The 12151-nt window shown below is 49.2% G+C and carries 16 protein-coding genes; 8 read left to right on the top strand and 8 right to left on the bottom strand.

The annotated features are described in order from the left end of the window. Positions 1–39: 39 nt before the first annotated feature. Positions 40–1485, top strand: a complete 1446-nt coding sequence (gene tldD / locus AQULUS_RS07055; RefSeq protein WP_148339374.1) for a metalloprotease TldD — start codon at positions 40–42, stop codon at positions 1483–1485. Further along, positions 1485–2828, top strand: a complete 1344-nt coding sequence (gene pmbA / locus AQULUS_RS07050; protein WP_172622772.1) for a metalloprotease PmbA — start codon at positions 1485–1487, stop codon at positions 2826–2828. Before tldD ends, pmbA begins: the two co-directional genes overlap by 1 nt. Here the strand turns inward: pmbA and AQULUS_RS07045 are convergent. The 8 genes from AQULUS_RS07045 to AQULUS_RS07010 form a co-directional block, all read right to left on the bottom strand. Next, entirely contained in the window at positions 2825–3649 is an 825-nt protein-coding gene (locus tag AQULUS_RS07045; RefSeq protein ID WP_148339373.1) for a YihY family inner membrane protein, read from the bottom strand. The genes pmbA and AQULUS_RS07045 overlap by 4 nt on opposite strands. Before the next feature lie 82 nt (positions 3650–3731). Next, positions 3732–3998 (bottom strand): HPr family phosphocarrier protein, encoded by a 267-nt coding sequence (locus AQULUS_RS07040; RefSeq protein WP_148339372.1) that lies wholly within the window; start codon positions 3996–3998, stop codon positions 3732–3734. An 8-nt stretch (positions 3999–4006) separates the two neighbouring features. After that, positions 4007–4300 (bottom strand): ribosome hibernation-promoting factor, HPF/YfiA family, encoded by a 294-nt coding sequence (gene hpf, locus AQULUS_RS07035; RefSeq protein ID WP_148339371.1) that lies wholly within the window; start codon positions 4298–4300, stop codon positions 4007–4009. A 73-nt stretch (positions 4301–4373) separates the two neighbouring features. Then, entirely contained in the window at positions 4374–5102 is a 729-nt protein-coding gene (gene lptB, locus AQULUS_RS07030) for an LPS export ABC transporter ATP-binding protein (protein ID WP_148339370.1), read from the bottom strand. A gap of 7 nt (positions 5103–5109) precedes the next feature. Next, positions 5110–5619: a lipopolysaccharide transport periplasmic protein LptA gene (gene lptA, locus AQULUS_RS07025; protein WP_148339369.1), complete on the bottom strand. Its 510-nt coding sequence runs from the start codon at positions 5617–5619 to the stop codon at positions 5110–5112. Further along, on the bottom strand, positions 5603–6169 hold the full coding sequence (gene lptC / locus AQULUS_RS07020; protein ID WP_148339368.1) for an LPS export ABC transporter periplasmic protein LptC: 567 nt from the start codon (positions 6167–6169) through the stop codon (positions 5603–5605). The genes lptA and lptC overlap by 17 nt, the downstream gene beginning before the upstream one ends. Positions 6170–6187: 18 nt before the next feature. Next, positions 6188–6712 carry a KdsC family phosphatase gene (locus tag AQULUS_RS07015; RefSeq protein ID WP_148339367.1) on the bottom strand — a complete coding sequence of 175 codons (525 nt, stop codon included), beginning with the start codon at positions 6710–6712 and terminating at the stop codon, positions 6188–6190. Further along, a complete protein-coding gene (locus tag AQULUS_RS07010) occupies positions 6713–7684 on the bottom strand; it encodes a KpsF/GutQ family sugar-phosphate isomerase (RefSeq protein WP_148339366.1) in 972 nt (323 codons plus the stop codon). A gap of 281 nt (positions 7685–7965) precedes the next feature. Here AQULUS_RS07010 and AQULUS_RS07005 point away from each other — a divergent pair, with 281 nt between their 5' ends. The 6 genes from AQULUS_RS07005 (at position 7966) to AQULUS_RS06980 (ending at position 12107) form a co-directional block, all read left to right on the top strand. Beyond that, on the top strand, positions 7966–8745 hold the full coding sequence (locus AQULUS_RS07005; protein ID WP_232051852.1) for an ABC transporter ATP-binding protein: 780 nt from the start codon (positions 7966–7968) through the stop codon (positions 8743–8745). Further along, positions 8742–9524 (top strand): lipid asymmetry maintenance ABC transporter permease subunit MlaE, encoded by a 783-nt coding sequence (gene mlaE / locus AQULUS_RS07000; protein WP_148339364.1) that lies wholly within the window; start codon positions 8742–8744, stop codon positions 9522–9524. The genes AQULUS_RS07005 and mlaE overlap by 4 nt, the downstream gene beginning before the upstream one ends. Beyond that, positions 9524–10030, top strand: coding sequence for an outer membrane lipid asymmetry maintenance protein MlaD (gene mlaD, locus AQULUS_RS06995; RefSeq protein ID WP_148339363.1), 507 nt, complete (start codon positions 9524–9526; stop codon positions 10028–10030). The genes mlaE and mlaD overlap by 1 nt, the downstream gene beginning before the upstream one ends. Then, entirely contained in the window at positions 10017–10637 is a 621-nt protein-coding gene (locus tag AQULUS_RS06990; RefSeq protein ID WP_172622771.1) for an MlaC/ttg2D family ABC transporter substrate-binding protein, read from the top strand. Before mlaD ends, AQULUS_RS06990 begins: the two co-directional genes overlap by 14 nt. An 11-nt stretch (positions 10638–10648) precedes the next feature. Continuing rightward, the gene (locus AQULUS_RS06985; RefSeq protein ID WP_148339361.1) at positions 10649–10954 is read left to right on the top strand and encodes an STAS domain-containing protein; all 306 of its coding nucleotides are present in this window, start codon (positions 10649–10651) and stop codon (positions 10952–10954) included. Positions 10955–11027: 73 nt separating this feature from the next. Beyond that, positions 11028–12107: a lipocalin-like domain-containing protein gene (locus tag AQULUS_RS06980; RefSeq protein ID WP_148339360.1), complete on the top strand. Its 1080-nt coding sequence runs from the start codon at positions 11028–11030 to the stop codon at positions 12105–12107. Positions 12108–12151: the final 44 nt, after the last annotated feature.

Here is a 12151-nt window from a genome sequence, read left to right as displayed (position 1 = left end):
TCGTTGTTAGACAAATCCACAATAAAACAGGTTGAAACAATGACTGATGTGATTGAAATAGTTCGTCATGACTTACTGGACCCGGGCGGTTTGACCGATCATCAACTGCATGGTGTCTTGCATAAACTGGCTGGCCCGCAGGTTGATTATGCGGATCTTTATTTTCAATCAACTTATTCTGAATCGTGGGTCCTTGAAAATGGAATCATCAAAAGCGGCAGCTTTGATATCGACCGCGGCGTGGGCGTGCGCGCAATCAGCGGAGAAAAAACCGGTTTCGCCTACGCGGATGATATCGTCATGCCGGCCTTGCAGCAGGCCGCCCAGGCGGCCCGCAGTATCGCCAGGCAGGGTGGCGAGCAGCCTGTGCAGGCCTGGCACAAGCTGCCGGGGCATCAGTTGTATCAACCGCTGAATCCTCTGCATTCCCTTTCTGAGCAAGACAAGGTTGCGCTTCTGCAGCGTGTTGAAAATTACATTCGCGCCAAGGATGCACGTATCGCGCAAGTCAACATCAGTCTGGCCGCGGAATATGAAACCATACTGGTCATGTCCAGTGACGGGCATTTTGCAGGCGATGTGCGTCCGCTCGTACGCTTTAATGTCAGTCTGGTGGTGGAGCATAACGGCCGGCGTGAGTCTGGTTACGCTGGCGGAGGCGGGCGTTTTGATTACCACTACTTTGTCACTGGCGATCAGGCATTTGAATATGCAGATGAAGCGCTGCGCCAGGCGCTTGTCAACCTGGAAGCGATGGATGCGCCAGCAGGCCCCATGACTGTTGTATTGGGTCCCGGCTGGCCCGGTGTTCTGCTGCATGAGGCGGTTGGGCATGGACTGGAAGGTGATTTTAACCGCAAGGGCATTTCAGCCTACAGCGGCCGTATGGGACAACGCGTAGCCAGTGAATTGTGCACCGTCGTGGATAACGGCACGCTTCCCAACCGGCGCGGATCACTGAACATGGATGATGAAGGAACCCCTACGCAAAATACGGTGCTGATTGAAAACGGCATATTGCGGAATTACATGATGGATAAACGCAACGCGCGCCTGATGGGGGTGGCCTCCACTGGCAACGGGCGACGCGAATCCTATTCACATTTGACCATTCCGCGCATGACAAACACCTACATGCTGGCCGGGCAGTCCGCTCCGGAAGAAATAATCGCTTCTGTCGAGAAAGGGCTGTACGCGGTGAATTTTGGCGGCGGCCAGGTTGATATCACATCCGGAAAATTTGTTTTCTCCGCAAGCGAAGCTTACCTGATAGAGAATGGAAAGATAGGCGCACCCGTCAAGGGCGCAACCTTGATAGGCAATGGTCCCGAAGTATTGATGAAAGTTTCCATGGTTGGCAATGATCTCAAGCTGGATGCGGGCGTAGGCATTTGCGGCAAGGATGGCCAGAGTGTGCCGGTAGGTGTTGGCCAGCCTACCTTGCGGGTTGATGAATTAACAGTCGGCGGAACGAGAACACAATAATGAATGAGATGATTAAATCACTGATAGATTCAAGCCAGTTGCAAGCTATCACCAGAGACGTGCTGCAAGAAGCGAAGAACAAGGGAGCCTCACAATCAGAGTTGAATATCTCTCTGAATAAGGGATTTAGAGTGACCGCGCGTGATGGCGACGTGGAACGGGTTGAGTATCATCAGGATAAGGTGTTGGAATTGACGGTTTATTTTGGCAGGCGTTCCGGTTCGGCCAGTGTGTCAGACTTGCGGCCCGAATCCGTGCACGCGGCGGTCGATGCGGCTTGTCATATTGCCAGGTTCACGGATGAAGATCCGGCAGCGGGACTGGCTGACAGGAAGGATCTGGCGCTGGATTTCCCCAGGCTGGATTTGGCCTATCCCTGGGAAGTCACGGTTGATAAGGCCATTGAAATGGCATGCCAGTGCGAACGGGAGGCGCTGGCCTATGACAATCGTATCGTGAGCGCTGAAGAAACCAGTGTCGCGACCATGGATGCGTTTCATTTGTATGCTAACAGTAATGGCTTTATGGGTTCGTATCCTTATACCCGTCATGAAATCAGCTGTGTCCTGATCGGCAAGCAGGATGATGAAATGCAGCGGGATTATAGCTATACCGTTGCATCCGACCCCGCGAGCCTGGTATCAGTGTCGGATATTGCGAAGCAGGCTGCCGAGCGGACTGTGCGGCGACTGGGCGCGAGACGTTTGCCCACCATGAAGACACCGGTAATTTATCTTGCTGAAGAAGCGCGGGGGCTGCTGGGTCATTTTATTGCAGCCATTTCCGGAGGCAGTTTATACCGCAAATCTTCCTTTTTGCTGGATCATCTGGGAAAGAAAATCTTTCCATCATTCATGCATATTCAGGAACAGCCGCACCTGGCGCGCGGATTAGGCAGCGCGCCTTTTGATGAGGATGGACTTGCGACCCGCCCGAATGTTTTCATTGAAGACGGCGTGCTGAAGCAATATTGCCTGAGTGTCTATACGGGAAGAAAGCTGGGAATGCAGTCTACTGCCAATGCCGGAGGAGTGCATAATCTCATCGTCAAAACCGGCAACCATGATTTGACTTCACTTTTAAAAACTATGGGCAAGGGATTGCTGATTACAGAAATGATGGGTAACGGCGCCAACCTGGTCACTGGCGATTACTCGCGCGGCGCGGGTGGATACTGGGTGGAAGAAGGGGAAATCCAGTATCCTGTGCAGGAAATCACCGTTGCGGGCAAGTTGCAGAATATGTATGCCGGAATTCGCGAAGTCGGGAGTGATGTGGATGTGCGCGGCAATATTCGCACGGGTTCCATCTTGATAGAAGAAATGATGGTCGCTGGAAGTTAGGGTGTATTGCCCAGTCGGACATGGCTTTGTGTGAATAATGCGCCAAAAATGACGATAAACCAGAACAGGTACAACCATAGCAAAAATAGGGGAAGTATGCTGAAAGCGCCGTATATCAATTCATAGCTGGGAAAGCGGCTGACATAAAAAGCGAAGCCGTAGCGCGCGGCTTCAAACATGACGCCCGCGAGTAATCCGCCCAGTAAGCCGGCACCCCAGGGAACGCGCGTGTTGGGTACGAGGATATAAAGCAGGCTGAATATCAGCGTATTGATCAAAATGGGCAGGCTGGCCAGAATATAGCGGGATAGATCAAACACACTCACTGCGCGGGCGATCGCTTGCATGGTAAACAGATAAGCCACCAGAAACAGGCAAATCCCTATGATAACGGGCGTGAGTAACAACATGATGCTGAATATGAAAAGTGAATAAAGGCGGTTTTTTCTTTCCTGCACCCGCCATATATCATTCAGTGTGTCCACAATGGTATTTACCATCATGATCGCCGTCACAAACAAAAACACAATGCTGATGAATGGCAGTTGTCCGGCCTGCCGGATAAAATCCTGAAAATAATCCTGGATGGAGCTTGCCGATGCCGGCATGAAGTTGGTCAGGATGTATTTTTCACCCAGCGAAATGACGGATGAAAACGAGGGAAAAAACGACATGGCGAACATAATGACAAAAACGAAAGGCACCAATGCAAGAAGGGTGGTGAATGCCAGCGCAGAGACACGATAAGCGAATTGTTCGTCCAGAAACCGCTGTAGAGCCAGTCTGAATGCTGATAAACCCATCCTTGTCAGTTTTACCATCACTGTTATTCCATTAAGTCGACGCCGTGGGGTCGTCTTCAATCTTTCCGGTTACGCGCCAACGATTCAGGTCATGACGAACTCAATCTTCACCAAACTTGTCATCGACCAATTGTTTGATCGCGCTTAACGCATCCTGTTCGTCCTCACCGCTGACCAGTATGTCGAGTATATTGTCCTTTTGCGCGCCCAGGGTTATCACGCCCATGATGCTTTTGCAGTCAACGATACGGTCGCGGTAGCTTAATTCAATGCGGCTGGAAAATTTTTTCGCTGTGTCCACGAGCTTGGCCGCTGCACGGGTGTGCAGGCCAAGCTTGTTTTGTATGGTGATCTGTTCGCGTATCATCCCTGTCCTTAACGGTGGCTATCAATGATTTTTTCTTTATGCTTCGTCATTTGTCCTAACAGTTTGTCCACGACCAGATTGATCGCTTTATACATATCATCGTCCTGGGCGTGGGCGTGGATTTCGGTGCCGTCCATATGCACAGTGGCTTCAGCCACATGTGAATTATGTTCTACGTGGAAAACCACATTGACGCTGGTAATGTTGGTAAAGCGCTTTTCAAGCGACTTCATTTTTTCGGTAGTGAATGACTTGAGGGCGGGTGTGACATCAATGTTTTTTCCGACAAACTGGAGTTGCATGTTAGATCTCCTGGCTGATTTTAATTATTTGACAGATTATACATTCAAAGTTAAACGCTGGCGCGTCTTGCTGTTAAAGATTGAATTCTTCCCCCAGATACACGGTTCGCACTTCGTTATTCATCAAAACGGTTTCCGGATTGCCTTCGCAAATGATGCGTCCCTGGTTGACTATGTAGGCGCGCTCGCAAATGTTGAGCGTGTCACGCACGTTATGATCGGTGATGAGTATCCCTATGCCGCGCTTGCGTAAGTGATTGATAATGCGTTTGACGTCCAGGACGGAAATAGGATCTATGCCTGCGAATGGCTCATCAAGCAGGATAAACTTGGGTTCGGTTGCCAACGCTCTGGCAATTTCTGCGCGGCGCCTTTCGCCTCCTGAAAGGCTGATGCCTACGGTGTCTCGTATGTGTGATATGCGGAATTCTTCCAATAGGTGCTCCAACATCAGCTTGCGTTCTGATTTATTCAAATCCTGTCGCAATTCAAGAATGGCCATGATGTTTTGAGCGACGGTCAGTTTGCGGAAAATGGATGCTTCCTGCGGCAGATAACTGATGCCAAGCCGTGCTCGAGCGTGTACAGGCAGCCTGGTGATGTCTTGGTCATCCAGATGAATACTCCCGCCATCGACGGGTATCAATCCCACAATCATATAGAACGAGGTCGTTTTACCCGCGCCATTGGGGCCTAATAATCCGACCACCTCGCCGCGTTTTATCTGCAGGGAGACGTCTTTCACGACATCGCGTGATTTGTATTTCTTGCTAAGATGCTGGGCCCGTAATGTATTAGACATAACTGGTTTACTGTTTTTCCGGATTATAAACCAGTACCGCGCGTCCATTCAGCGAGGCTGGCAGGGTAATGGTCTGTTCATTGCTATTATAGTGAATAACTTCGCCTTGGAAACTATTTTCTCCCTGGATGACGCGCACGTCATGTTCAAGAGAGACATTGGTTTCCAGCGGATAAAACTTGATGATTTTTGCGCGGGCATGGATCTCTGGTTCGCCCAGTTTGGGAAGCGTCCAGAAATGAGCTAATGTCTGCATGCCGTAGGCGGTGGCTTCTTCGATTTTGTGGCGGCTGTTTTTTTTTGTAATTAACTTGTCTGCGGTGATATGCGTGGTTCCCTGGTCAATTTTCACATGACCTTCATAGACATCGACGCCGGTCTTGAAATTGTATGTACCTGAATCGGCGACAATATGCAGCTTGGCCTGACTGTCGCTGTCTAATGCAAAAGTGAGTGCAGGCACGATGAGTAATACCAGCATGACGAACAGGGTGCTTGTTTTATGAGCTGGGTACATATTCTCCTCTGGCTTGAGATAAAAGTTTGATATTGCCAGTGTTCATATCCGCATGCATGCCTGTTGCCTTTACGATGAGATTGGGTTGAACCATGGTGATCATGTCACTGGTTTCTGCAACCTGAGCATTGGGATGTACCGTCAAGGTCGTGGTCTTGATGAGCGTGGCGGGATTATTGGCGTCAGCTGCATGATGAATGACGACGTTGTTCCAGAAGTGTACATTATCAACGCCTTGAGTGGCTTTTGCATTTTTGGAAGTGATATACCAGGGTTGGGGAGATTTACGATACAGTGTCAATTCAGGTGAAGTCAGCAGGGTTGTATCATTTGTCAAATAATGGATCATTTTGGGGGTGACAATTTTCATGCTGGGTTTGCCCTGCTTGTCCATGACTAGCGCGGTGACATTTTCCATAAAGGCGTCAGGCAGTTCTGCCTTGCGCGCGGGCGCAGTGATTTGCGGTTGAAAAGAGAAATAGGTTTTCCAGCTTGCCAACCCTACGGCTGCGATCATGATAGCGCTGATGGCGGTATATTTATAGGTCATGGATAAGTGACTGTTTCGTTAAACCAGGTAAGATTGTATCACAGATTGATAGCGGTCCTGAGCTTCCAGCAGCCAGTCGCATACCTCACGCACCGCTCCTTTACCCGGCTTTTTTTTAGTAATAAAATCAACAGCTTGACTAATTACTTCCGGTGTGCCAGGCACGGTGATAGACAGGCCTGCGCGCTTCAGCAGCGGCAAATCCGGCAAATCGTCTCCCATATAGGCAATTTCATGGTCTTTCAATTGCAGCTGTTGTTTGAGTTCTTCATAAGCAGGCAGTTTGTTTTCATGACCCAGGTAGGCATGCTGTATATTCAATTCTCTCATGCGCTTTTCCACCGGCTCGGATTTTTTCCCGGATATCACGGCTACTGTTATACCGGCTTTTTGCAGCAGCTTGATTCCCAGGCCGTCGTGAATATGAAAACCGCGCATTTCAAATCCGTTACTGCCATGGTAAATGGCGCCAGTCGTCAGGATACCGTCCACATCCAGGATGAACAGTCGTATGGATTTGGCTTTTTCCTTCAGACTCTGCATTTAAACGACTCCCGCCCGAAGTATGTCATGGATATGAATAATGCCAACCGGCTTGTGCGCGGAGTCGATCACCACCAGCGAAGTGATTTTAAAGGTTTCCATGATATTGAGTGCTTCAGCGGCCAAAATGTCGCGTGCGATGGTTTTTGGATTTTTCGACATGAGTTGGTCAATCCTGGTTTTATGAATATCCACTTCCTTATCCAGCGCACGTCTCACATCACCGTCAGTAAAAACGCCAGCCAATTCATTTTTTTCGTTAACGACCGTCGTCATGCCCAGTTTTTTATGGGTCATTTCCACCAACGCTTCCTTTAACGTAGCTTGGGTGGAAACGATAGGCATGGCATCACCCTGGTGCATGACTTCGTTGACCAGCAATAATAAACGCCGGCCCAGTGTGCCGCCGGGGTGGGAAAGGGCGAAATCTTCTTCAGTAAACCCCCGTTTATCCAGCAAAGCCATGGCCAGCGCATCTCCCATGACCAGGGCGGCTGTGGTGCTGGAAGTGGGTGCAAGCCCCAGCGGGCAGGCTTCTTTTTCCACACTGACATCGATGTTGACGGTGGCGGCGCGGGCTAGAGTGGAATGGGGTTTTCCGGTTAGTGAAATCAGAGGAATATCCATGCGTTTGATAAAAGGAAGAATGGACAGGATTTCTTCGGATTCGCCGGAATTGGATAGCGCGAGCACCACATCTTGTCTGGTAATCATGCCGATATCGCCGTGTTTGGCTTCGCTTGGGTGGATGAAAAATGCGGGGCTGCCAGTGCTCGCGAATGTGGCGGCGATTTTTTTGCTAATGTGGCCAGACTTGCCAACGCCCATGACTACGATACGGCCCTGACAATGGTGTAAATATTGACAAGCTTTGACAAATTGATCATCTATCCTGGTGACAAGCCGGTTGATCATCTGCGCTTCTGTTTCAACCACCGCGCGCCCAAGTCTGCAAATTTTCTCACTTTCCATCGGCCAGTCCAAGTTTAAACTTGTTGTTAGAGTGGCATATCTTAACTTTGCTTTGGCCAGGGAACAAGCAGCAGTTGCTTGCTTCAAGATATTCTCCGGACAGCTGCATTATCGAGTATAATTGTATCTTGCGAATATTCAGGTATGATGCGCCTGAATTTATAGTGCAAAAGGTATATTCCCTTGACACAACGGATAATCAGAGGGCTAGCTATTTTTCGCGTCATTTGCGAAACTTGATGACTATGACCAGGCAAGAAAATCTAATTGAAATCAGTAAGATGTCTTTTCAACATGAAAACGGGAAAGTCGTTTTTCAAGATGTGGACATCGTCATCCCGCGCGGGAAGGTCACTGCGATCATGGGTCCTAGCGGAACGGGCAAGACCACATTGCTTCGTCTCATAGGCGGCCAGTTGTCGCCGTCTTCCGGTGAAGTCAGGGTGGCGGGCAAGACCATACACTCGCTCTCGCACAAAGAACTGTACCAGCTGCGGAAAAGCATGGGCATGCTGTTTCAGGGCGGCGGCCTGTTTACTCATCTGAACGTATATGAAAATGTCGCTTTTCCTTTGCGCGAGCACACTCGGTTGTCTGAGTCCATGATCCATACCATCGTGTTGATGAAACTGCAAATGGTGGGTTTGCGTGGTGCCTGGCGCTTAATGCCCAACGAGTTATCCGGGGGGATGGCGAGGCGTGTCGCGCTGGCAAGAGCGGTCGCGCTGGATCCTGAATTAATCATGTATGATGAGCCGTTCACAGGCCAGGATCCGATTTCCATGGGGGTATTGGTGAAGCTGGTGCGAATGTTGAATGACGCCCTGGGCCTGACCAGCATTATCGTTTCGCACGATGTTCAGGAAACCATGCACATAGCGGATTATGTTTATGTGATTGTGAATCAAAGAGTCGTGGGCCAGGGATCGCCGGCAGCGATAGCCAACGATTCGTCCCTGCAGCTGCAGCAATTTATTCAGGGTCTGCCTGATGGCCCTGTTCCTTTTGATTATCCGGCCATACCGCTGGTTGAAGATTTCCTGCAAGGAGCGGAAGCATGATTGAGCGCGTTATCTTGCTCGGACATTGGGGTATTGAGACATTGCGGCAATTCGGCAAGGCTGGCCTGTTGCTGTATAGGGTCTTGTTTTATCCGCCCAATGTCAGAAAAGGCCTGCCCCTGGTAGTTCAGCAGGTTTACTCAGAAGGGGTCTTGTCCCTCTTGATTATCATTGTGTCCAGCCTCTTTATTGGCATGGTCTTGGCGCTGCAAGGGTATCACACGTTGTCCAAGTTTGGCGCGTCGCAAGAACTAGGGCCGTTGGTGGCTTTAAGCGTAGCGCGAGAACTGGGTCCCGTGGTCACCGCGATTTTGTTCGCCGGACGGGCCGGGTCTGCGGTCACGGCAGAAATTGGTTTGATGAAAGCCACGGAACAATTGTCCAGCATGGAAATGATGGCAGTGGATCCGCTGCGGCGGGTGATTTCACCCCGGTTCTGGGGTGGATTTGTTTCCATGCCCTTGCTGACCATGATTTTTAACGCGACCGCAATTTATGGAGCTTATCTGGTGGGCGTGAAATGGCTGGGCGTCGATGCCGGCGTGTTCTGGTCCAATATGCAGTCTTCCGTGGAATTCCATGCGGATATTGTCAATGGCATACTGAAAAGTGTGGTCTTTGGCGCCGCTGTTACCTGGATCGCCGTGTTCCAGGGTTATTTTGCCGTACCGACATCAGCCGGCATTGCAAGCGCGACCACGCGCTCTGTTGTTTATGCCTCACTGGCTGTGCTCGGATTGGATTTTGTATTAACAGCCATGATGATAGGGGAGTGGTAATGCTGCCGCAACGATTTATTGAAAGCCTGGTGGGTTTGTTTCTCATATTGGCCGCCGTGTCTTTGACCGTTCTCGCGTTTCAGGTTAGCGGCTTGACCAGCCTGTTTCCGGAAAAGAGTTATCCTGTGACAGCGAATTTTGATGATATTGGCGGGCTGAAGATCCGCTCTCCGGTTAAAATCGGAGGTGTGCAAATTGGTGAAGTGTCACGCATAGATCTTGATCCTGTGACCTTCAAGGCTGTTGTTACCATGAACATCTATCAGAAGTTTAATGATATTCCGGATGATTCTTCCGCGGGAATTTATACTTCGGGGCTTCTGGGTGATAATTACATCGCCATTTCGCCCATGTATAATACCACTTACCTGAAAAGCGGCAGCAAGATCGAAATGACGAATTCCGCCATGGTGCTGGAAAAGCTGATCGGACAGTTTATTTATAACATCAAGAACAATGGAAATAACAACAGTGAAGAAGATGGAGATACTCATGCGAAGAAATAATGTTGTTCTGGCGTTCGTTTTACTTGTATTTGGCTGGTTTTCTATCGCTGCAACGGTTCAGGCTGCGCCTACCGGCGATCCGGTTTCACTGCTGCAATATATTGCGAACAACATGATCGCAGGGTTGAAAAAGAACAAGGCGACTTTAAAGACCAAGCCCAGCATTGTTTATAATCTGGCGTATCAATATGTTGTGCCCTATGCCAATCTTAACGAAATGTCCAAGCGTGTGCTGCCGCCGCGTATCTGGAATAATGCTACTTCCGCCCAGAAGCAGGAATTTCAAAAGCTGTTTACGACCACGGTGATTCGCACCTATGCGTCGGCACTTACCAATTATCAAGACCAGACCATCAAGTTTTTTCCGGTACGCGGCGGAACCGGCGGCAACACGGTGGAGGTCAACAGCCAGATTATTAGTTCATCGAATCAGCCTATCAATGTCACTTATCGTCTGGTGCGGACTGGCGGAGGCTGGAGGCTGTATGACATGTCGGTCGAGGGCGTGAGCATGCTGAGCAGCTTCCGGGCGCAGTTTGCCGATATTTTGTCGCAAGGCGACATGAATACCCTTTTGAATCGTCTCTCCGGGCATAATAAACGCTAGGCCGGACATTCATGCAAAAACAAGCAGATATCATGATTGAAAACCATCACCTTGTTGTGACAGGCGATTTGCAGTTTGCCAACGTCATGCTGGTATATCAGAAGAGTTTGCAGCAGATATCCAGCTGTCATGAGCTGGTTTTTGATTTTTCCCGTCTGCAATCCAGCGACAGCTCGGGTTTGGCGCTGATGGTGGAATGGATCAGGCTGGCCAGACAGCAGAACAAGAAAATCCGCTTTGAGCATTTGTCTGAAGATATCCTGTCAATTGCAAAAGCGGCAGGCATTGACGGCATGTTTAACGGGAAGAATGGTTGAACTGTTGTTGCTGCTGCGCTGACTTGACATCAAATCATTTTTTTGGATAAAAGACTAATGGAAGGAGTCTGTTGTGCGTAAGTGTTATCTTGCTTTTGTACTGTTATTGATTTCTCAATTTTCCTTTGCGAGTCTGCCTTACTTCCCTCTCTCTTTTCCCAGGGATGAAGGCGCTCATTATAAAAACGTGCCATATGCTTTTAATCAATTGATAGAATGGTGGTATCTGAATGGCAGGCTCAAAACAGACGAGGGCAGAAATCTGACGTATGATATCGCTCTGTTTAATGCGGCTGCCATGGGCGGTATGATCACCCAGCCCATGCTGCATATTCAGCTTGCGGACCTGGACCGGAAACAAACTTATGGCGTTGCGAACAATTATCCTTACAATACCGGGAAACTTGCGACGGATAAACTGGACATTGTAATTGAGGATGACTATTCGCTGAAGAAAACCACAATCAATGGAAGAGAAGTGTATATTCTCAAGGCGCAAAGTCAAAATGAAAATACGTTTTTGAAACTGGATTTGACTCTGGAGCCGGTTGCGCGGCCTTTTCTCATCAATCAAAACGGATTGATGCCTATGCCCAATGATACCAACTCATATTACTATTCCATCGCCCATTTCAACACCACTGGCACAGTCACTATCAACAATGCAACATATCAGATCAGAATGCAGAAAGGCGATTCCTGGATGGATCATCAATGGGGTGATTTTAATGTGCAAAAGAACGGATGGGAGTGGTTTAGCATCCGTCTGGAAAATGGCCTGGTCGCCAACGTGTTCCTCAATATTGAATATAAAAATCACATGGTTGTCAGCGGCCTTGCGAATATTATTTTACCGTCTGGCGAAATGCGATTTATCCCCTATAAGGATTTTAGCGTTACGCGCGATGATTACTGGTTTGATCCCAAACTATCTATCGCATTCCCCATGACGTTTACCTTTGATTTCCCGAAGCTGGGACTGAAGATCCGAAATGCAGCTGTGTTTCCTGAACAAGAACTGCATGGCTACTGGGAAGGGTATTGCAAGGTAGAAGCCGTATACAACAAGCAGGATGTAAGCGGATTTTCTTACACGGAACTGGTGTACGATAATCCGTCTGCGAACAAGCCGGGAAGACATCTTGTCGGGTGAATGCTCATTCAAGGCAAGCCAGCGCAAGAGGGCGGGACTGGATT

It is taken from the genome of Aquicella siphonis (assembly GCF_902459485.1).
GTDB classification, from domain to species: domain Bacteria; phylum Pseudomonadota; class Gammaproteobacteria; order DSM-16500; family DSM-16500; genus Aquicella; species Aquicella siphonis.
Note: the sequence above shows the minus strand (reverse complement) of the source record. Positions and strands in the feature narration are given on the sequence as shown.